Genomic DNA, 20840 nt, shown 5'->3' on the forward strand with positions numbered 1-20840 from the left:
GGGCTCAAAAGGTGCCCGGACCGGCCAACCGAACACCCAGCCCAGACTGACACTTCAGGAGAATTCTTCGTGAGCACCCCTGTCGAGAGCCTTGACTCCGACGCCGCCAACGCCTACGACACGCCGCTGGGCATCACCAACCCGCCCATCGACGAGCTGCTGAGCCGCGCCTCCAGCAAGTACGCGCTGGTGATCTACGCAGCCAAGCGCGCCCGGCAGATCAACGACTACTACAACCAGCTCGGCGACGGCATCCTCGAGTACGTCGGACCGCTGGTCGAGCCCGGTCTGCAGGAGAAGCCCCTGTCGATCGCCATGCGCGAGATCCACGCCGACCTCCTCGAACACTCCGAGGGCGGCGAGTAGCGGTCACCGGCGCGGTCATGGGCGAGCGCAAGCGGATCATCGTCGGCGTCGCCGGCGGCATCGCCGCATACAAGGCGTGCACCCTGATCCGGCAGCTGACCGAGGCCGGTCACTCGGTCCGCGTCGTGCCGACCGAGTCCGCGCTGAACTTCGTCGGCGCGGCCACGTTCGAGGCGCTGTCCGGTCACCCGGTGCAGACGACGGTGTTCCAGCACGTCGACGAGGTGCTGCACGTCCGCATCGGCCAGGAGGCCGACCTCGTCGTCGTCGCACCGGCCACCGCGGACCTGCTCGCGCGGGCCGCGGCGGGCCGCGCGGACGACCTGCTGACCGCCACGCTCCTCACGGCGCGCTGTCCGGTGCTCTTCGCACCGGCCATGCACACCGAGATGTGGCACCACGCCGCCACCGTCGAGAACGTGGCGACGCTGCGCCGTCGCGGCGCGATCGTGCTCGAACCCGCCTCCGGCAGGCTCACCGGCGCCGACAGCGGCGCGGGCCGGCTGCCCGAGGCCGAGGAGATCAGCACGCTGGCGAACCTGCTGCTCGAGCGCACCGACGCGCTGCCGCACGACCTCGCGGGCGTCAACGTCCTCGTCACCGCGGGCGGCACCCGTGAGCCCATCGACCCCGTGCGCTTCATCGGCAACCGCAGTTCCGGCAAGCAGGGCTACGCCGTGGCCCGGGTCGCCGCACAACGCGGTGCCAACGTCACCCTCATCGCGGGCCACACCGTCGGCCTGATCGACCCGGCCGGCGTCGACGTCGTGCACATCGGGTCGGCCCACCAGCTGCAGGACGCGGTGTCCAAGCACGCGCCCGAGGCCCACGTGCTGGTGATGGCCGCCGCGGTCGCCGACTTCCGGCCCACCCACGTCGCCACCAGCAAGATCAAGAAGTCCCACGAGCCGGGACACACCGCGGACGCGCCCGCCATCGAACTCACCCGCACCGACGACGTGCTCGCCACCACCGTGCGCGCCCGCGCCGACGGCCAGCTGCCCAACATGCGCGCCATCGTCGGGTTCGCCGCGGAGACGGGCGACGCCAACGGCGACGTCCTGTTCCACGCGAGGTCCAAACTGCAGCGCAAGGGATGCGATCTGCTGGTGGTCAACGCCGTCGGCGAGGGTCGCGCCTTCGAGGTCGACAACAACGACGGGTGGCTCCTCGGCGCCGATGGCAACGAGGTCGCACTGGAGCACGGTTCGAAGACGTTGATGGCCAGCCGTATCGTGGACGCGATCGGAGCGTTCCTCCACCACCGTGACGGGTGACTCGAACCACCCGACACGCTGCGTGTAAGGGTTGCACGACACAGTGCGGCCAGCTTGGCTGCACCGGGACGACCACGTGATCTTCACGACGAAGCAAGTGAAAGGGACTGAACCGTGAGCAAAGCTCGGCTGTTTACCAGTGAGTCGGTAACCGAGGGCCACCCCGACAAGATCTGTGACGCCATCAGCGACTCGGTACTCGACGCGCTGCTCGCCCAGGATCCCAAGTCGCGCGTCGCCGTCGAGACGCTGGTGACCACCGGACAGGTGCACGTCGTGGGTGAGGTCACCACCACGGCGAAGGAGGCCTTCGCCGACATCACCAACACCGTCCGCCACCGCATCCTCGAGGTGGGCTACGACTCGTCCGACAAGGGCTTCGACGGCGCCACCTGCGGCGTCAACATCGGCATCGGCGCACAGTCGCCCGACATCGCCATGGGCGTCGACACCGCACACGAGACCCGCGTCGAGGGCGCAGGCGACCCGCTGGACGCTCAGGGCGCCGGCGACCAGGGCCTGATGTTCGGCTACGCCATCAAGGACACCCCCGAACTGATGCCGCTGCCGATCGCCATCGCGCACCGGCTTGCCCGCAGGCTGACCGAGGTCCGCAAGAACGGCACGCTCGACTACCTGCGTCCCGACGGCAAGACCCAGGTCACCGTGCAGTACGACGGCAACACCCCGGTCCGGCTCGACACCGTCGTGCTGTCCACCCAGCACGCCGAGGGCATCGACCTCGACGGCACGCTGACCCCGGACATCCGCGAGAAGGTCGTCAACAGCGTCCTGGCCGACCTGAACCACGACACCATGGACACCTCCGACTTCCGCCTGCTGGTCAACCCGACCGGCAAGTTCGTCCTCGGCGGGCCGATGGGCGACGCCGGTCTGACCGGCCGCAAGATCATCGTCGACACCTACGGCGGCTGGGCCCGCCACGGCGGCGGCGCGTTCTCCGGCAAGGATCCGTCGAAGGTGGACCGCTCGGCCGCCTACGCGATGCGCTGGGTCGCCAAGAACGTCGTGGCCGCGGGACTCGCGGAGCGCGCCGAGGTCCAGGTCGCCTACGCGATCGGCAAGGCGGCCCCGGTCGGTCTGTTCGTCGAGACCTTCGGCTCCGAGACCGTCGACCCGGAGAAGATCGAGAAGGCCATCACCGAGGTCTTCGACCTGCGTCCGGGCGCCATCGTCCGCGACCTCGACCTGCTCCGCCCGATCTACGCGCCCACAGCGGCGTACGGGCACTTCGGTCGCACCGACATCGACCTGCCCTGGGAGCGCACCGACAAGGCGGACGCACTCAAGAACGCCGTGTAACCCCGCTTCGGCGAGAAGACGCCAAGTCCCCTGTTTCCCCGCGAAACAGGGGATTTCGCGTCTGTTCGCGAGTCGGGTCCGGTCGCACGTTTGCGTCTGGTCGCGGGGACGGCGTGCATCCAGCAGGATGGACGCATGGACCACGTCACGTTCGTTCCGACGGTCGACCAGATGAACTACACGTTCGGCGGGGCGGACCCCGTGATGCGCATCCGGCCCGGCACCGCGCTGACGCTGTGGACCGAGGACGCCTACGGCGGACGGATCACGAGCCGCGACGACGTGGCGACCACCTCGCTCGACACCGAGGACCTCAACCCGCAGACCGGGCCGTTCTGGATCGAGGGTGCCCAGCCCGGTGACACGCTCGCCGTGCACCTCGTCGACCTCACGCCGTCCCGCACGTGGGGCGCGTCGACGCTGATCCCGTTCTTCGGCGGCCTCACCAGCATCCCGGCCAGCCCCACGCTGCAGGACCCGCTGCCCGAGCGCACGTACATCTACGACTACGACGCCGGCACCCACACCGTCGGCTTCTCGGCCCACGCCAGCGACTTCGAGCTGCGGCTGCCGGCCAACCCGATGCTCGGCACCGTCGGCGTCGCACCCGCCCACCGCGAGGTCCGCACGTCCCTGGTGCCCGACTACTTCGGCGGCAACATGGACACCCCCGAGATGACGACGGGCGCAACGTGTTTCCTGCGCGTCAACGTCGAGGGTGCGCTGTTCTCGCTCGGCGACGGCCACTACCGGCAGGGTGAGGGCGAGTCGTGTGGCACGGCGGTCGAGGGCGCGATGAACGTGACGGCCATCGTCGACCTGGTCAAGGGCGGCGCCGCGCCGGCCTGGCCGCGCATCGAGTCCGACACCCACCTGATGTGCATCGGGTCGGGCCGTCCGCTGGAGGAGGCGTGGCGGGCCGGTCAGGTCGAGATGATCGACTGGCTGGGGGAGCTGTACGGGCTCGACCGCCTCGACGCCTACCAATTGCTCAGCCAGATCTCCGAGGTGCCGATCGCCAACGTGGTCGACACCAACTACAGCGCCGTCACCAAGGTCGACAAGCGACTGCTGCCCGCCGCATCGGTCTTCGGTGGCATGCACGACCGGATGCGCAGCGCCGCACGATCACTCGGCACCATCGGCTACTGACGAACGGACACCATGGAACTCGGACTGCAGGGCAAGCGCTTCCTGGTCTCGGGCGGGACCCGCGGCATCGGCAGGGCGGTGGTCGAGGGACTGCTCGCCGAGGGCGCGGCCGTCGCCTACTGCGCCCGCACCCAGGACGCGGTCACCGCGGCGCAGGGCGAGCTGACCGCGGCCGGAGCCACCGCGATCGGCACCGCGGTCGACGTCGGTGACGCCGGCGCGCTCGCGGCGTGGGTGGCGGCCAGCGCGACCGCCCTTGGCGGGATCGACGGCGTGGTCGCCAACGTGAGCGCGCTGGCCATCCCCGAGAGCCAGGAGAACTGGCGCAGCAGCTTCGACGTCGACCTGATGGGCACCGTGGGCCTGGTGGAGGCGGCGCTGCCCCACCTCCTCGAGGCCGACGCCGGGTCCATCGTGACGATATCGAGTGTCTCCGGACGCGAGATCGACTTCGCCGCAGGGCCGTACGGCACCATGAAGGCCGCGATCATCCACTACACCCAGGGGCTGGCGTACCAGCTGGCCGGCAAGGGCGTGCGCGCCAACACCGTCAGCCCCGGCAACACCTACTTTCCCGGCGGGGTGTGGCCGTCCATCGAGCAGAACGACCCCGAGCTGTTCGCGACGGCGCTGGGCCTCAACCCGACGGGGCGCATGGCCACCGCCCAGGAGGTCGCCAACGCCGTCGTGTTCCTCAGCAGCGGCGCGGCCAGCTTCATCACCGGCACCAACCTGCTCGTCGACGGAGCGCTCACGCGCGGCGTCCAGTTCTGACGTCAGCCGGTGAACTCGTAGTCGCGCAACGGGAATCGGCGACTCCGCAGGTACACCTCGAACGTCGTGCCGGGCCGTAGCGGGACGTCGCCGTTGCGGTCGAAGTAGTAGCTGTTGGCCAGGCTGCAGCTGTCCTGCCAGAAGATCTGACGATGCCGCTTGCGCATCATCTCCGCGAAGTAGCGGTCGTTGGCCTCGGCGGACACCTCGACGCGGGCCGCGTCCCGTTCGCCGGCCTGGGTGAGGCAGCGGACGATGTGGTGGGTCTGCGCCTCGATCAGCGCGAAGTACGACGACCCCACGTAGCCGTACGGCCCCATGACGGAGAAGAAGTTCGGGAACCCCGGCACGCTCACGCCCTCGTAGGCCTGCATGCGGTTGCTCTCCCAGAAGTCCGCGAGGGCAAGGCCGCCGCTGCCCGTCACGTCGAACGTGACCGCGTCGACGTCCATCACCTTGAATCCCGTGGCGAGGATGAGCACGTCGACGTCGTGGGCGACGCCGTCGGCGGTGACGACACCCGACGCGGTGACCCGCTCGATGGGTTCGGTGACCAGGTCGACGTTCTCGCGGTTGTACGTCGACAGGTAGGTGTTGTGGAAGCCGGGCCGCTTGCACCCCACCGCGTAGCGCGGGGTCAGCTTGTCCCGCACCACCGGATCGCGGACCTCGCGCTCGAGGAACGCCCGCCCCAGCTTCTCGGCGCGGTCGGCGAGCGGCAGGGTGGTGTAGTAGTGCGCGGAGATGGGAAAGGTCAGCTCGACGTAGGCCTGGCTGAGCAGCCGGTGCAGTGTCCGGCCGCCCGGGATGCGCATGGCCCAGCGGGCGACGGTGGGCAGCGGGACGTCGAACTTCGGCAGACACCAGATCGCAGTGCGCTGAAACACGGTGAGGCGCTCGACGATCGGGGCGATCTCGGGGATCACCTGCACCGCCGATGCGCCGGTGCCGACGATCGCGACGCGCTTGCCGGTCAGGTCCTGGTCGTGGTCCCACCGGGCGGTGTGCATCGTGACGCCGGCGAAGTCCTCGACGCCGGCGATGTCGGGCGGCTTGGGCACGGTGAGCACGCCGCTGGCGTTGACCACGAACCGCGCCGTCAACGACTCGCCGGAGGCGAGGTCGATCCGCCACGTGCTGGTGTCGTCGTCGAACGTCGCGGCGGTCACCTGGGTGCCGAACCGGATCCGGTCGCGCAGGCCGTACTTCGCGACGCAGCGGTCGGCGTAGCCCTTGAGTTCGCGGCCCTTGGCGTAGGTGCGGGACCAGTCGGTGCTCTGCTCGAACGAGAACTGGTAGGAGAACGACGGGATGTCCACGGCGATGCCGGGATAGGTGTTCCAGTACCAGGTGCCGCCGGGCTCGTCGCCGGCCTCGAGGATCACGTAGTCGCGCAGACCGGCGCGGTCCAGCTGGATCGCGGCGCCGATGCCCGAGAAGCCGGCTCCGATGACGACGGTGTGGTGCTGCGGGGCCGTCACGCGACCGCACCGGGGTGCAGGGCGGCCCGGAGTGCGGCGATGCCCGAGTCGGTGGCCGCCGCGGCCACGGGGGACGCGAGGGCGAGGCTGACGTACCCGTGGACCATCGTGGGCTCGTTGCTCAGCTGGACGGGAACCCCTGCCTCGGCGAGCATCTCGGCGTACCGACCGCCGTCGTCGCGCAGCGGATCGTGTTCGGCGGTGCCGATGAACGCGGGCGGCAGCCCGGCGAGCGTCTCGGCGTTGGCGGGGGCGAAGTCGGTGGGCAGCGTCCGCGGGTCGGCCACGCTGGTGCCCGGCGCGTACCAGGCCAGGAACGCGGACATCACGTCCGGATCGAGGATCGGCGCGTGCGCGTTCTCGGTGAACGACGGTGCCGTCATGTCGCCGATGACGCACGGGTACCAGAGCAGTTGGAAGACCAGCGGGGGACCGCCGGCGTCGCGGGCCCGCAGCGCCACGACGGCCGACAGGTTGCCGCCGGCCGAGTCGCCCGCGACCGCGATGCGGGTCGGGTCGCCGCCGAGTTCGGCGGCGTGCTCGCCCACCCACAGCAGTGCCGCCCAGGCGTCCTCGACGCCCGCGGGGAAGGGGTGTTCGGGTGCCAGCCGGTAGTCGACCGAGACGACGATGGCCTCGGCGCCGACGGCGTGCGCCCGGGCGACGTGATCGTGGGTGTCGAGGTCGCCGATGCACCAGCCGCCGCCGTGGTAATACACCACGATCGGCAGGTCGTCGTGCCGGTCGACCGGCGGCCAGTACACCCGGACGGGGACGTCGGTGACCGCGCCGTGGCCGACGGTCCGGTCCTCGATCCGCATGGCGGGCAACATCTCCGGCGGCGGTGTGACCGCACGGAACTTCTCCCGCGCCACCTCGACGCCGTCGTCGACGGTGAACTTGAGCGGGACCAGATCGAGGAGCGCCTTGAGCGCGGGGTCGATGCCGGGCCGGGTGGAGGAGGTGTCCGCCATGCCGGTCACGTTAGCGCGGCGCGCAACGCCGCGAGGGCGGTCCGGACGGCCTCGGTGGCGGCGGGGACGATGTCGGTGTAGCCGAGGTACCCGTGGACGAGCGTCTCCGCGTTGTGCACCTCGACGGGCACTCCCGCCGCGGCGAGCAGCTCGCCGTAGCGGATGCCGTCGTCGCGCAGCGGATCGTGACCCGCGACGGCCACGTACGCCGGCGGCAACCCCTCGAAGGACTCGGCCCGACCGGGGATCAGGGTGGCCGGCGCCGCCGACAGGTCGACGTGCCCGGCGTACCAGCGCGAGAAGCCCTTGACGCAGGCGGTGTCCAGGATCGGCGCGTCGGCGTTCTCGGTGAAGGAGGGCAGCGACATGTCCCACGTCGTGGCGGGATACCAGAGCAGCTGGAACCGCAGGGCCGGGGCGCCGGCGTCGCGGGCCAGCAGGGCGACCACCGCGGCCAGGTTGCCGCCCGCGGAGTCACCTGCGACCGCGATCCGGTCCGGGTCGGCGCCGAGTTCGGCGGCGTGGGTGCCCACCCACTGCGTGGCGGCCCACACGTCGTCGACCGCGGCGGGATACGGGTGCTCGGGGGCGAGCCGGTAGTCGACGGCGACCACCAGGGCGCCGGTGTGGACCGCGTGGTTGCGGGCGGTGCCGTCATAGGTGTCGAGGTCGCCGACCACCCAGCCGCCGCCGTGCAGGAAGATCACGACCGGCGGCGGGTCGTCGAGCGGTTCGGCGGGCCAGTACAGCCGGATGGGGATGGCGCCGCCGGGTCCGTCGATCGTGCGGTCCTCGGTGCGCACCTCGGGGTGGACCTCGCCGCGCGGCAGGTCGCGGAATCGTTGCCGCGCCGCCTCGGCGCCGCCGTCGACGGTCAACTTGAACGGGACCGCCTCGAGGACCTTCTCGAGGATCGGATCGAGACCGGGCCGTGCATCACTGTCGGACATGCCCCGACGGTACGCAGCCGGACCGGCCGGCCGGGGTGCGGGTATGACCGTGGCCAACGACGCCCAGGCGGAGCGGATTTGGCCGCCGACGGCCGCGGCGGCGTCTAGTACGTTCTCTCAGATGGCGACGACCGCGGACCACGTCACGGGGACGGCCGTCCGCGCTCCCTGGGTGGCCGCCGCCGTGGCGGGCGCGGCGTACGGGACGTTCCTGATCGTCACCGCGGCGGGACTGCCCGCCGGTGCCGAACTGACCGGCCGGTTCGCGCTGCAACCTGCGGCGAAGGCGTTGACGGCGGTGCTGCTCGCCGTGGCCGTGCTCGGCCACCCGATTGCCCGCGAGCGCCGCTGGCTGGTGGGCGCGCTGGTCTTCTCGGCCGCCGGTGACGTGCTGCTCGCGCTGCCGTGGTGGGAACCGTCCTTCGTGCTGGGCCTGGCCGCGTTCCTGATCGCCCACCTCTGCTTCCTGACCGCCCTGGTGCCGCTGGTCCGGCGGCGCACGTCGCGGGTGGTCGCGTGCGGGGTCCTCGTCGTCGTCTGCGCGGGCCTGCTCGTCTGGATGTGGCCCCGGCTGGTGTCCGACGGCATGGCGCTGCCGGTGACCGTCTACATCGCGGTACTCGGTGCGATGGCGTGCGCCGCGCTGCTCGCCGACCTGCCCACGCCGTGGACGGCGCTCGGCGCGGTGTGCTTCGCGGTGTCCGACGGCATGATCGGCATCGGCACGTTCGTCCTGCGGTCCGAGGTGCTCGCCGTACCGATCTGGTGGGCGTACGCGGCCTCGATCCTGTTGATCACCGCGGGCTTCCTCTTCGGTCGCGGGCCCGCGGCGTCGGTGGGCGCTGCTACACCGGCGACGTGACCGTCATCCAGCGCAAGGCTCCGGACCACGAGCCGATCGCGCGCGTGCTGCCGATGCTGTCGGTCCCACACCTCGACCGCGAGTTCGACTACCTGGTCACGGCCGAACAGTCCAACGACGCGCAGCCCGGCGTCCGGGCGCGGGTGCGCTTCCACGGCAGGCTCGTCGACGCGTTCATCCTCGAGCGCCGCTCCGACACCGACCACGTCGGCAAGCTGGGCTGGCTCGACCGGGTGGTGTCGCCGGAGCCGGTGCTCACCGGCGACGTCCGCCGCCTGGTCGAGGCCGTCGCGTCGCGGTACGCCGGCACGCGGCCCGACGTGCTGCGGCTGGCGGTCCCGCCGCGCCACGCCAATGTCGAGAAGAAGCCGCCGCCCGACGTCGCACCGCTGACCCCGATCGACGTCGACCCCGCCGCGTGGGACACCTACCGCGGCGCCGCGGGGTTCCTCGGCGCGCTCGCCGAGGGCCGCGCCGCCCGGGCCGTGTGGCAGGCGTTGCCGGGGGAGGCGTGGGCCGACCGGCTGGCCGAGGCCGCGGCGGTGGTGGTGAACGCCGGGCGCTCGGTGCTGGCCGTCGTGCCCGACCAGCGCGACGTGGACGCGGTGCACGCTGCGGCTGTCCGCCACGTCCAGGCCGACCGGGTGGTCGCGCTGTCCGCGGGCCTGGGCCCCGCCGAGCGGTACCGCCGGTGGCTCGCGGTGCTGCGGGGCGACGCACGCGTGGTGATCGGTACGCGCAGTGCGGTATTCGCGCCCGTGGCCGACCTCGGTCTGGTGGTGGTGTGGGACGACGGCGACGACTCCCTGGCCGAACCGCGCTCGCCCTACCCGCACGCCCGGGAGGTGGCGATGCTGCGCGCCCACCAGATGCGGTGCGCGGCGATCATCGGCGGGTACGCGCGCACCGCCGAGGCGCAGGCGCTGGTCCGGTCGCGGTGGGCGCACGACCTGGTGGCCACCCGCCCCGTCGTGCGCTCCCGGGCCGCCCGCGTCATCGCGATCGACGACAGCGCCTTCACCCAGGAGCGCGACCCGGCCGCCCGCACGGCACGGCTGCCGTCGATGGCGCTCGACGCCGCGCGACGCGCCCTGGCCGCCGACACCCCGGTGCTGGTCCAGGTGCCGCGCCGCGGCTACGTGCCCGCGCTGGCCTGCGGGCGGTGCCGCGCGATCGCCCGATGCAGGCACTGCACGGGGCCGCTGTCGCTGCCCGACCGCGACACCGCCGGCGCGGTCTGCCGGTGGTGCGGCAGGCACGAGGCCGCGCTGCGCTGCTCCCGCTGCGGTTCGGACACCGTGCGCGCGGTGGTGGTCGGCGCACGGCGCACCGCCGAGGAGATCGGCCGCGCGTTCCCCGGCGTCAGCGTGCTGACCTCGAGCGGGGAGGGCGTGCTGGGGACGGTGCCGGGGTCGGCGGCGCTGGTGGTGTCGACGCCGGGTGCGGAGCCGGTCGCCGACGGCGGCTACGGCGCCGCGTTGCTGCTCGACGGGTGGGCGCTGCTCGGCAGGCAGGACCTGCGCGCCGCCGAGGACGCGCTGCGCCGCTGGATGGCCGCCACCGCGCTGGTCCGGCCGCAGGCCGACGGCGGGGTGGTCGCGGTGGTCGCCGAGTCGGCGATTCCCACGGTGCAGGCGCTCATCCGGTGGGATCCGGTGGCGCACGCCGAGTCGGAACTGGACGCCCGCACGGAGGTCGGCCTCCCGCCGGCCGCGCACATGGCGGCGATCGACGGCGCACCGGAGGCGGCGGCCGCGCTGATCGACGCCGCCGCGCTGCCCGAGGGCGCCGAGGTGCTGGGGCCGGTGGACCTGCCGCCGGGTGCCCGCAGGCCCGCGGGCGAGCCGACGGGCGAGCCGGTGCTGCGGATGCTGGTGCGGGTGCCGCGCGAGAGCGGGCTGGACCTCGCGGCCGCGCTGCGCAGGGCCACCGGTTCGCTCAGCGCGCGTCATGATCACGAGCCGGTTCGCGTCCAGATCGACCCGTTGCACATAGGGTAGGTCTGCCCTCGTCGGGGGCGCGACGTGCTCGAGCAGGAGGGTGACGTGCGACGGGCCCTGAAGTGGTTGATCTTGATCGGGCTGGTCGCCGCCGGTCTGCTGTGGCCGCTGATGTTCTCCGGCACCTCGGGCGGAGGCACGGCCGAGGACCCCGTCGTCATCACCGACTACCGCGCCGACCTCACCGTGTCACCCGACGGCACCCTCGACGCCGTCGAGACCATCACCGGTGAGTTCCCGCCCGGCCGGCACGGCATCTTCCGGTACTGGGACGTCGCCAACCGCAACAGCCCCGGCGTGCGACAGCGCCCCGAGGTCACCTCGATCCTGCTCGACGGGGAACCGGTCCCGTACGAGCTGCTCTCCGAGGACGGCGGCCGGTTCCGCGTGGCCAAGATCGGCGACCCCGACAGCACGCTGTGGACGGGATCGCACACCTATGAACTCCGCTACTCGATCCCCGGCGTGCTCGACCCCGGCGCCACCGGCGCGGACCGCCGGTTCGCGAGCCAGGTCGGCGACCCGAACTCGACGTCGGCGTTCTACTGGAACGTGATCGCGCCGTCGTGGAACAACCGCATCGACCGCGTCCGCGTGCGGGTCACGCTGCCCGACGCCGTCACCGGTGCGCAGTGTTCGGTGGGGGTCGGCGTCGGATCCGCGTGCACCGGTCTGACGGTCACCGGCGACACGATCGAACTCGCGGCGGCCGACCTGCCGCCGCGCACGCCGGTGACGCTGCGCGCCGGGGTGGACGTGCCGACGCCACCGCGGGCGACGCTGCCGTGGGCGCAGCACTGGGACCGCATCGCCGGCCAGTCGGTGATCGGCGTCGTGTGGGCGCTCGGGCTCACCGTGGCGGCGGGCGCGCTCGCGTATGCCTACTACCGGACCACCGTCGAACCCGAGCCAGGCTTCCCCGTGCAGTACGCGCCGCCCCCCGGGCTCGGCCCCGTGCAGACGGAGTACGTGCGCACCGAGAGCGTGCCCAGGGACGGCCTGACCGCGACGCTGTTCTACCTCGCCGAGCGCAAGCTGGTGGACCTGCGCCAGGTGAACGACGACCAGTGGAACGTCACCGGCACCGCCGAACGCAAGGCGTGGATCGACGTGGACCCGGTGAGCGCCGCCGTGGGCTCCGCGCTCGGCGTGACGGGGCCCGGCCGGGAGTTCGCGGCCAAGAAGTCGGTCGGCGCGGGCAAGAAGCTGACGTCGGCGAAGACCGACATGGCCGCCGCGGTCAAGAAGTGGGCCGTCGACGAGGGCCTGATCGTGACGCGCCGCAAGGAACTGTGGGTGCGCTCGGCCAACGCGCTCGCCGCGATCCTCGCGGTGTGCGGCTTCTTCCGCTGGGGCTTCCCGGCGACGATGTGGGGTCTGCCGTTCGCCGCCGTCTTCGTCGTCACGATCGGCTCGTGGGCCGACGGCGTCGGCACCAGGCGCACCGACGCCGGCCGCCGCCTGTGGTCGCAGGCCGGGGGATTTCACCGCATGCTCGCCACCGAGTCGGCGGAGACGCGGTTCGACTTCGCGGCCCGCAAGGACCTCTACACCGCCTACGTGCCGTTCGCGGTCGCCGCGGGCACCGCGGCGCTGTGGGCCAAGAAGTACCGCGACGAGACGGGTGACGTTGCGCCGCAACCCGACTGGTACCAGTCCTCGTCGACGTCGAACTCGGGGTATGGCGGCGGCGGCTCGTCGGGGCCGGACTTCGACGGCTTCGAGTCGGCGCTGTCGTCGTCGATCGGCGCGTACACCGCGTCGCAGTCGTCGTCATCGAGCAGCAGTAGCAGCAGTGGCGGATCCAGCGGCGGCGGTGGTGGCGGCGGCGGTGGCGGAGGAGGAGGTTCGTGGTGACGGCGGTCTTGGTCTTGGTGCTGGTGCTCCTGGTACTGGTGCTGGTCGGTTTCGTGGTGGGCTACAACAAGATTCGCTCCGCCGACGTGCGCGTGTCCGAGGCGTTGGCCGGCATCGACGTCGAGCTGACCCGGCGCGCGTCGCTGATGCACGTCGTGGCGACGTTCGCGGCGCACGAGAGGGCAGTCCTGGATCGCGTCGACCAGGCGCGCGGCGCGCTGACGTCGGCGACCGCGGGCGGATCGGTCGCCCAGCGCAGCGCCGCCGAGCGCGACCTGGACGGCGCGCTGGGACGGGTGCTGGAACTCGGCCGGGACCACCCCCAACTCGCCTCGTCGCGCAACTTCCTCGACCTGCAGGACAACCTGGCCGACACCGAGGACAAGCTCGCGTTCGCCCGGCAGTACTACAACGACGCCGTCGCGACATTGAATAGGGTGGTCGGCACCATCCCGTGGATGTTCGTCGCCCCGCTCGCCGGGGTGCCCGAGCGGGAGTACTACCAGCTTCCCCAGTAGGCCAACCCCTGGACAGGATCATGCGCATCGTCTTCGCGGGCACACCCGAGCCCGCCCTGCCCTCCCTGCAGCGCCTCGTCGACTCCACCGAGCACGAGGTGATCGCCGTGCTCACCCGGCCGGACGCCGCGTCCGGGCGGCGTGGCAGGCCGTCGCCCTCCCCGGTCGCCGCGCTGGCCCTCGACGCGGGCATCCCCGTGCTGCGGCCCGATCGCCCCAACGGCGAGGAGTTCGTCGCCGAGCTGGCCGCGCTGGCGCCCGACTGCTGCGCGGTGGTCGCCTACGGCGCGCTGCTGCGCGACGGACTGCTCGCCGTGCCGCCCGCAGGGTGGATCAACCTGCACTTCTCGCTGCTGCCGGCCTGGCGGGGCGCCGCGCCCGTGCAGGCCGCCATCGCCGCGGGCGACGAGGTGACCGGCGCCACGACGTTCCTGATCGAGCCCAGCCTCGACTCCGGGCCGGTGTACGGCGTGGTGACCGAGCGGATCCGTCCGGACGACACCGCCGGCGACCTGCTCGGGCGGCTGTCGGCGTCGGGGGCGCTACTGCTGGAGAGCACGCTCGACGGCATCGCCGACGGGTCCCTGACCGCGGTGCCCCAACCCGCCGAGGGCGTCACCGTGGCCCCCAAGATCACCGTCGAGGAGGCGCGCGTGCGGTGGGACCTGCCGGCCCACGTGGTGGACCGGCGGATCCGCGCGGTCACGCCCAACCCCGGCGCCTGGACGATGATCGGGGACCTGCGGGTGAAGCTGGGACCGGTGACGGTGTCGGACGGGGAGGCGCTGCCCCAGGGCAGGATCGCCGCCGATCGCGACGGCGTCCGCGTCGGCACCGCGACCGCACCCGTGACGCTCGGCTGGATCCAACCGCCGGGCAAGAAGCCGATGGCCGCGTCGGACTGGGCCCGCGGCGCCCGCCTCGACGAGACGGCGAGCGCATCGTGACCCGTCCCCGCGGTGGCGACCGGCCCCACGGCAACCGGCCGCGCCGGCCGCAGCCCCGCCGGACGCCGCTGGACCCGGCGCGTCGGGCCGCCTTCGACGTCCTGCGCGCGGTCGCTGAGCGCGACGCCTACGCCAACCTGACGTTGCCGGCGCTGCTGCGCGAACGCGGGATCACCGGCCGCGACGCGGCGTTCGCGACCGAACTCGCCTACGGCACCTGTCGCAGTCTTGGCCTGCTCGACGCCGTCATCGCCCGCGCGGCGAACCGCCCGGTGGACCAGATCGACGCCGTGCTCCTGGACCTGCTGCGGCTCGGGGCCTACCAGCTGCTGCGGACGCGCGTCGACGCGCACGCCGCGGTGGACACCACCGTCGAGCAGGCGGGTCTCGAATTCGACACTCCGCGTGCGGGATTTGTCAACGGCGTACTGCGGACCATCTCGGGCCGCGACGAGGCGGCCTGGGTCGCGGAATTGGCGCCGTCGGCCACCGCCGATCCGGTGGGCCACCTCGCGTTCACGCACTCCCATCCCCGGTGGATCGCGCAGGCCTTCTCCGACGCACTCGGCACCGACGCCGGTGAACTCGGCGCGCTGCTCACCAGTGACGACTCCCGGCCGCTGGTGCATCTGGCGGCCCGGCCGGGGGCGATGACCGCCGACGACCTCGCCGCCGCGGTCGACGGCACACCCGGCCGCTACTCGCCGTACGCGGTGTACCTGTCCGGCGGCGATCCCGGCGACCTGGTGCCGCTGCGCGACGGCGCCGCGCAGGTGCAGGACGAGGGCAGCCAGCTGGTCGCCCGCGCGCTGACCCTGGCGCCGGTCGCCGACGACGGCGGCCGCTGGCTGGACCTGTGCGCGGGTCCGGGCGGCAAGACGGCGCTGCTGGCCTCGATCGCGGCGTCGTCCGGCGGGAAGGTGACCGCCGTCGAACCGACCCCGCACCGGGCCGACCTGGTCGAACGGAACGTGCGCGGCCTCGACGTCGACGTGCTGCGCGTCGACGGTCGCGACACCGGGCTGCCCGCGGCGTCGTTCGACCGTGTCCTCGTCGACGCCCCGTGCACCGGCCTCGGCGCGCTGCGGCGCCGGCCCGAGGCGCGCTGGCGGCGCGTCCCCGGTGACGTGCCGCCGTTGGCGAAGCTGCAGCGCGAACTCCTCGCCTCGGCCATCGCCCTCACCCGGCCGGGCGGCGTCGTGCTGTACGCCACGTGCTCACCGCACCTCGCCGAGACGGTCGGCGTGGTGGCCGACGCGCTGCGCAGGCAGCCCGTCACCGCGCTCGACACCTGGCCGCTGTTCGATCCCGTGCCCGCCGGTTCCGGTCCGCACGTCCAACTGTGGCCGCACAGGCACGGGACGGACGCGATGTTCGCCGCGGCCCTGCAAGTAGGGTGACCGCCATGGCAGGCCACTCTCCCGTCGCTTCGGCCCCTCTGATCGCGCCGTCCATCCTCTCCGCGGACTTCGCCCGGCTGGCCGACGAGACCGCCGCCGTGCACGGCGCCGACTGGCTCCACGTCGACGTGATGGACAACCACTTCGTGCCGAACCTGACGCTCGGGCTGCCCGTGGTGGAGAGCCTCCTGAAGGTCACCGACATCCCGATGGACTGTCACCTCATGATCGAGGACCCGGCACGGTGGGCGCCGCCGTACGCCGAGGCCGGCGCCTACAACGTCACCTTCCACGCCGAGGCCGCCGACGATCCGCGCGCGGTGGCCCGTGACATCAGGGCCGCGGGGGCGCGCGCGGGCCTCAGCGTGAAGCCGGGTACCCCGATCGAGCCGTATCTGGAGATCCTGCGGGACTTCGACACGCTGCTGGTGATGTCGGTCGAGCCGGGATTCGGCGGGCAGAAGTTCATGCCCGAGGTCCTCGCCAAGGTCGCGGCCGTCCGCCGGCTCGTCGACGCCGGTGAGCTGACCGTGGTGGTGGAGATCGACGGCGGCATCAATGCCGACACGATCGAGGCCGCCGCCGAGGCCGGTGTCGACTGCTTCGTCGCAGGGTCCGCCGTCTACAGCACCGCCGACCCCGCCGAGGCGGTCGCGTCGCTGCGCAGGCAGGCGGCCGCGGCCTCCCCGCACCTGTCGTGACGTCGCTCGAGGCCGCCATGCGGCGCGCCGTCGAGCTGTCCGACCGGGTCAAGGGCACCACCTACCCCAATCCGCCGGTGGGGGCCGTCATCCTGGACCGCGACGGCGAGATCGCGGGCGTCGGCGCCACCGAACCCGTGGGCGGGCCGCACGCCGAGGTGCTCGCACTGCGGCGGGCGGGGGAGCGGGCGGTCGGTGGCACCGCCGTGGTCACCCTCGAACCCTGCAACCACCACGGCCGCACCCCGCCCTGCGTGGACGCGCTCCTCGCCGCCGGCGTCGCGGCCGTCCGGTACGCCGTCGCCGACCCCAACCCGGTCGCGGCGGGCGGCTCCGCGCGGCTCGCCGACGGTGGCGTGTCGGTCGAGAGCGGGCTGCTGGCCGACGACGTGTCGGGCGGGCCGCTGCGCGAGTGGCTGCACAAGCAGCGCACCGGCAGGCCGCACGTCACGTGGAAGTACGCCGCCAGCATCGACGGTCGCAGCGCCGCGGCCGACGGCACCAGCCAGTGGATCACCGGCGAGGCCGCGCGTGCCGACGTGCACCGGCGGCGCGCGGTGATCGACGCCATCGTGGTGGGCACGGGCACGGTGTTCGCCGACGACCCCGCCCTGACCGCCCGGCTCCCCGACGGCAGCCTCGCCGACCGGCAGCCGCTGCGGGTGGTGGTCGGCGAGCGCGAGATCTCCTCGGATGCGCGCGTGCTCAACGACGACTCGCGCACGATGGTGATCCGCACCCGCGACCCGCACGAGGTGGTGCGCGCCCTGTCCGACCGCACCGACGTGCTGATCGAGGGCGGTCCCACGCTCGCGGGGGCGTTCCTGCGCGCCGGTGCGATCGACCGGATCCTCGCCTACGTGGCCCCGATCCTGCTGGGCGGACCGGTGACGGCGGTCGACGACGTGGGCGTGCTGAGCATCGCGCAGGCCATGCGCTGGCGCTTCGACGGCAGCGAGCGCCTGGGGCCGGACCTCCGGCTCAGTCTGGTGCCGAACTGATCTCACCTGTGCCGCAGAGTGATTGGCGTCACTCGGGCCACCGGGAGTTGGGCCACTCGTTACCGGTTCGAGACCCCGAAGCGGTCTCGTGGCCCGCGCCGGGCTGATCCACGCCCGTAGAATCGAAGACATGTTCGGGTCGCACGACCCGACCGCCCACATCGCGCCTTACCGACGACGTCTGCGCGGGTAAGCACGAGCAAAGGACGATCGAGCATGACTGCACTGCAGGACTGGCTCACCCTCAAACCAGTCGACCAGGGGATCCGGGACATGGTGTGCCGCCCGTTCCGCGCGGTCCTCGCCACCCCCGCCACGGCGGGCCGGCGCACCGGCGCCGATCTGGCACCGCTGGAGTTCACGCTGCAGCGTCCCGGCATCGAGCGCTGCTGACGCCCGACGCCGGTCCCGCGTTCGGCTAGTTCTGGGCGCCGACCGTCTCGGTCGCCACGTCCGGCTCCTCGGCGCGCTCGTCCTTGCCGGCGATCAGCAGTCCGAGGAACGCACCGACGACGCACACGACCATCGTGATGAAGAAGATCTGCCCGTACTGCATGGTGTAGGCGGCCCGCACGTTGGCGGCGAGTTGCGCACCGATCTCGAGCAGGTTGGTGCCGGTGGGCTTCGGCATCTCGGCGAGGTACTGGTTGAACTTGTACAGTCCCCACGCGCTCAGCGACGCCAGGCCGATGAGCATGCCGATCATGCGTGCCACGACCACCGACGCGGACGCGATGCCGTGCTGGGCGCCCGGAACGGTCCGCAGCGTCGCCGAGGTCAGCGGCCCGATGACGAGGCCGAGCCCGATGCCGGCGAGCACCAGGTCGGTGTCGAACGCCGGGAGCGAGAACAGCCCGAGGTCGTGGCGTGCGGACAGGACGTCGACGGTCCAGTGCGACACCAGCCAGTAGCCGAACCCGGCGATCAGCAGGCCCACGAACGCGACGATGCGATCGCCGACACGGGTGGCGATCCAGCCGCCGAGCACCGCGCCGATCGGCAGCGCGCCGAGGAACCACAGCAGCAGGAGCACGGTCTCGTTCTGCTCCTTGCCGAGCACGCCCTGGCCGAACAGTTCGACGTTGACCAGCGTGACCATCAGCGCGGCGCCGGTGCACAGCGATGCGCCGAGGGCGGCGAGGAACGGCCGGAACCGCACGCCGGCCGGGTCGATCAGGCGGGTCTTGGCGAACTTCTCCCACACGAAGAACGCGATCGCCGCCGCGAGCGCCGCACCGAGGACCGGCAGTCCCCAGCTCGGGAAGACCTGCTTGCCGTCGGGCGACGGGTTGTACATGCCGAAGACCATCAGGCCGAGGGCGACGGCGAGCAGCAGTCCGCCCACGACGTCGATCTTCTCCCGCGGCGCGTCCTTGTCCTTGGACGGCAGGCTGAAGTGGATCATCACCATCGCGATGATCGCGAGCGGCACGTTGATCCAGAACACGTCGCGCCACGAACTCAACGCCCAGACCACGGCCACGCCGTAGAGCGGGCCCAGGACGGCGCCGAGTTCCTGCGCGGCGCCGATGCCGCCGAGCACGGTGGCCCGGCTCTTCGCGGCCCACAGGTCGGCGGCCAGGGCGAGCGTCACGGGCAGCAGGGCGCCGCTGGCGGTGCCCTGGATGAGTCGGCCGATGACCATCGTGAACAGGTCGTCGGACAGCGCGGTCACCACGGAGCCGGCGGCGAAGCCGGCGAGGCTCACCTGCAGCACCAGCTTGCGGCCGAAGCGGTCGGATGCGCGGCCCAGCAGCGGCATCGCGGCGATGTAGCCGAGCAGATACATGGTGATGATCGGGGTGACGCGCTGAATTTGATTCAGCGAGATTCCGATGTCGCGCATGATGTCGTTGATGATCGTGATGACGACATAGGTGTCGAGTGCGCCGAGCAGCACGGCGAGCCCGCCCGCGCTGATCGCGATCCGCCGGTTGGTCGCCTTCGGCTCGACCGCGCCGTGGGCCCCCGCCATCACGCGGCGGGCTTGGTGACGTTGACGGTCTTGCCCCACTCGCTCAACGTCATCTGCACGCTGTTGCCCTCGCTGGGATCGAGCTTGGCCTGCACCAGTTCGTGATCGCCGTCCTCCTTGATCCACGCGGTCGCGGGGACGTCCCCGGTGGCGCCGATCTGGACGAGCCCGTTGACCGCCTCGGCGCTGACCGTGCCGGTGATCTTGACGGTGTCGACGCCGCCGACGTTCTCGCGGCCCTCGGCCTTGGACTGGGTGAAGTTGGCCAGCAGGTTCGCCAGCCCGGCGTCGGGGCTGAGGATCTTCGACACGTCGTAGATGTCGGCGGCGGGGCCGAAGTTGGTGAAGCTGCCGGGCGTCAGCGCGCCGTAGAGGTTGCCGTCGGCGACCACGAAGTCGACGTCCTTGAAGGTCTGGCCGAAGGCGATGATGCTGGCCTTGCCCTGCGCGGCGACGGCGGGGACGTTGGTGAGGTCACCGCTCAGCGTCTCGATGGGGAGTTCGGCGATCGTGCCGGTGACGGCCAGCTCCAGGTGCACGCTCTGCTTCGACTTGGTGGTCGCGGTGGAGTCGGTCAGCAACGTGGACGCCTCGGGCAGCGGTGCGTCGGACGTCTTCTCGGACGACGAGCATCCGGCGACCAGCACGGTGGCGGTCAGGAGAGCGGTGAACAGGGAGAGGACGGCAAGCCGGGGGCGCGTCTGCATGTTTGCATCGTAGAGGGTACGGACCGGTGGACGGATGCCCCGGGCACCCGGTAGAAGTGGACTCGTGCCGCGTGAGCTGGAGTTTCGCCGGGTAAAGGTCGACGAGGGTGACGCGTTGCGGCTGGTCTCGGCGATGGTCGCCGAGATGCGCGAGCTGTACTGGGACGTCGGTCCCGCCGCCGGCTCGGGCGGACTGGACCTCGACGCCCCGGACATGCCGAAGGCCGGGCCCGCCGAACTCGGCCCGCCGCACGGCGTCTTCCTCGTCGGATATCGCGACGGGGCCGCGGTGTGCGGCGGCGGCCTCAAGCGCCTGCCCGACGGCGCCTGCGAGATCAAGCGCATGTACGTGGTGCCCGAGCACCGCGGCAGGGGAGTCGCCCGGGTGCTGCTGGACGCGCTCGAGGACGAGGCGCGCGCCCTCGGCTACGCCGTGGCCCGCCTGGACACCGGCCCCCGGCAGGACGGCGCCCGGCGAATGTACCTCGCCCGGGGGTACGCCGAGGTGGGCAACTTCAACGCCAACCCCGTGGCCACCTTCTTCGGCGAGAAGCATCTCTGACTAGCCTGGATCG

The 20840-nt window shown here is 72.2% G+C and carries 20 protein-coding genes; 15 read left to right on the plus strand and 5 right to left on the minus strand.

The annotated features are described in order from the left end of the window. Window positions 1-69 precede the first annotated feature (69 nt). The 5 genes from rpoZ to AC1MEY_RS07620 all read left to right on the plus strand — a co-directional run bounded on the left by rpoZ (window position 70) and on the right by AC1MEY_RS07620 (window position 4892). A complete protein-coding gene (gene rpoZ, locus AC1MEY_RS07600; RefSeq protein ID WP_480230069.1) occupies window positions 70-366 on the plus strand; it encodes a DNA-directed RNA polymerase subunit omega in 297 nt (98 codons plus the stop codon). A gap of 17 nt (window positions 367-383) precedes the next feature. Further along, window positions 384-1643, plus strand: a complete 1260-nt coding sequence (gene coaBC, locus AC1MEY_RS07605) for a bifunctional phosphopantothenoylcysteine decarboxylase/phosphopantothenate--cysteine ligase CoaBC (RefSeq protein WP_480230070.1) — start codon at window positions 384-386, stop codon at window positions 1641-1643. Between the two features lie 114 nt (window positions 1644-1757). Then, window positions 1758-2966 (plus strand): methionine adenosyltransferase, encoded by a 1209-nt coding sequence (metK, locus tag AC1MEY_RS07610; RefSeq protein ID WP_480230071.1) that lies wholly within the window; start codon window positions 1758-1760, stop codon window positions 2964-2966. Between the two features lie 135 nt (window positions 2967-3101). After that, window positions 3102-4118 carry an acetamidase/formamidase family protein gene (locus AC1MEY_RS07615; RefSeq protein WP_480230072.1) on the plus strand — a complete coding sequence of 339 codons (1017 nt, stop codon included), beginning with the start codon at window positions 3102-3104 and terminating at the stop codon, window positions 4116-4118. A 12-nt stretch (window positions 4119-4130) separates the two neighbouring features. Then, complete coding sequence (locus tag AC1MEY_RS07620; RefSeq protein ID WP_480230073.1) at window positions 4131-4892, plus strand: SDR family NAD(P)-dependent oxidoreductase; 762 nt, start codon at window positions 4131-4133, stop codon at window positions 4890-4892. Window positions 4893-4894: 2 nt separating this feature from the next. On the opposite strand, the gene AC1MEY_RS07625 is transcribed toward AC1MEY_RS07620, so the two are convergent. Genes AC1MEY_RS07625 through AC1MEY_RS07635 form a run of 3 tightly spaced genes read right to left on the minus strand, consistent with a single transcriptional unit; the run spans window position 4895 to window position 8297 of the window. Then, complete coding sequence (locus AC1MEY_RS07625) at window positions 4895-6373, minus strand: flavin-containing monooxygenase (RefSeq protein WP_480230074.1); 1479 nt, start codon at window positions 6371-6373, stop codon at window positions 4895-4897. Continuing rightward, on the minus strand, window positions 6370-7347 hold the full coding sequence (locus AC1MEY_RS07630) for an alpha/beta hydrolase (RefSeq protein ID WP_480230075.1): 978 nt from the start codon (window positions 7345-7347) through the stop codon (window positions 6370-6372). Before AC1MEY_RS07630 ends, AC1MEY_RS07625 begins: the two co-directional genes overlap by 4 nt. A gap of 5 nt (window positions 7348-7352) precedes the next feature. Then, window positions 7353-8297, minus strand: a complete 945-nt coding sequence (locus tag AC1MEY_RS07635) for an alpha/beta hydrolase (protein ID WP_480230076.1) — start codon at window positions 8295-8297, stop codon at window positions 7353-7355. Between the two features lie 121 nt (window positions 8298-8418). Between AC1MEY_RS07635 and AC1MEY_RS07640 the strand changes: the two genes are divergently transcribed. The 9 genes from AC1MEY_RS07640 to AC1MEY_RS07680 all read left to right on the plus strand — a co-directional run bounded on the left by AC1MEY_RS07640 (window position 8419) and on the right by AC1MEY_RS07680 (window position 17976). Then, the gene (locus tag AC1MEY_RS07640; protein ID WP_480230077.1) at window positions 8419-9159 is read left to right on the plus strand and encodes a lysoplasmalogenase; all 741 of its coding nucleotides are present in this window, start codon (window positions 8419-8421) and stop codon (window positions 9157-9159) included. Window positions 9160-9212: 53 nt separating this feature from the next. After that, window positions 9213-11159, plus strand: a complete 1947-nt coding sequence (locus tag AC1MEY_RS07645) for a primosomal protein N' (RefSeq protein ID WP_480231353.1) — start codon at window positions 9213-9215, stop codon at window positions 11157-11159. A 45-nt stretch (window positions 11160-11204) separates the two neighbouring features. Then, window positions 11205-13016, plus strand: coding sequence for a DUF2207 domain-containing protein (locus AC1MEY_RS07650; RefSeq protein WP_480230078.1), 1812 nt, complete (start codon window positions 11205-11207; stop codon window positions 13014-13016). Beyond that, the gene (locus AC1MEY_RS07655; protein WP_480230079.1) at window positions 13010-13534 is read left to right on the plus strand and encodes a LemA family protein; all 525 of its coding nucleotides are present in this window, start codon (window positions 13010-13012) and stop codon (window positions 13532-13534) included. The genes AC1MEY_RS07650 and AC1MEY_RS07655 overlap by 7 nt, the downstream gene beginning before the upstream one ends. Window positions 13535-13554: 20 nt before the next feature. Then, a complete protein-coding gene (gene fmt, locus AC1MEY_RS07660; protein WP_480230080.1) occupies window positions 13555-14481 on the plus strand; it encodes a methionyl-tRNA formyltransferase in 927 nt (308 codons plus the stop codon). Then, window positions 14478-15881, plus strand: a complete 1404-nt coding sequence (locus AC1MEY_RS07665; protein ID WP_480230081.1) for an RsmB/NOP family class I SAM-dependent RNA methyltransferase — start codon at window positions 14478-14480, stop codon at window positions 15879-15881. The genes fmt and AC1MEY_RS07665 overlap by 4 nt, the downstream gene beginning before the upstream one ends. Beyond that, window positions 15878-16582, plus strand: a complete 705-nt coding sequence (gene rpe / locus AC1MEY_RS07670) for a ribulose-phosphate 3-epimerase (RefSeq protein WP_480230082.1) — start codon at window positions 15878-15880, stop codon at window positions 16580-16582. The genes AC1MEY_RS07665 and rpe overlap by 4 nt, the downstream gene beginning before the upstream one ends. Window positions 16583-16599: 17 nt before the next feature. Then, window positions 16600-17583 carry a bifunctional diaminohydroxyphosphoribosylaminopyrimidine deaminase/5-amino-6-(5-phosphoribosylamino)uracil reductase RibD gene (ribD, locus tag AC1MEY_RS07675; RefSeq protein ID WP_480231354.1) on the plus strand — a complete coding sequence of 328 codons (984 nt, stop codon included), beginning with the start codon at window positions 16600-16602 and terminating at the stop codon, window positions 17581-17583. Between the two features lie 216 nt (window positions 17584-17799). Further along, on the plus strand, window positions 17800-17976 hold the full coding sequence (locus tag AC1MEY_RS07680) for a hypothetical protein (protein ID WP_480230083.1): 177 nt from the start codon (window positions 17800-17802) through the stop codon (window positions 17974-17976). A gap of 25 nt (window positions 17977-18001) precedes the next feature. Here AC1MEY_RS07680 and AC1MEY_RS07685 read toward each other — a convergent pair whose 3' ends face one another. Both AC1MEY_RS07685 and AC1MEY_RS07690 read right to left on the minus strand, forming a co-directional pair. Then, window positions 18002-19558, minus strand: a complete 1557-nt coding sequence (locus AC1MEY_RS07685; protein ID WP_480231355.1) for an MFS transporter — start codon at window positions 19556-19558, stop codon at window positions 18002-18004. Further along, the gene (locus AC1MEY_RS07690; RefSeq protein ID WP_480230084.1) at window positions 19558-20265 is read right to left on the minus strand and encodes an LppX_LprAFG lipoprotein; all 708 of its coding nucleotides are present in this window, start codon (window positions 20263-20265) and stop codon (window positions 19558-19560) included. Before AC1MEY_RS07690 ends, AC1MEY_RS07685 begins: the two co-directional genes overlap by 1 nt. Before the next feature lie 64 nt (window positions 20266-20329). On the opposite strand from AC1MEY_RS07690, the gene AC1MEY_RS07695 reads away from it, so the two are divergent. Continuing rightward, window positions 20330-20827 carry a GNAT family N-acetyltransferase gene (locus AC1MEY_RS07695; RefSeq protein WP_480230085.1) on the plus strand — a complete coding sequence of 166 codons (498 nt, stop codon included), beginning with the start codon at window positions 20330-20332 and terminating at the stop codon, window positions 20825-20827. Window positions 20828-20840: the final 13 nt, after the last annotated feature.

Source organism: Mycobacterium sp. PTI7 (genome assembly GCF_056679845.1).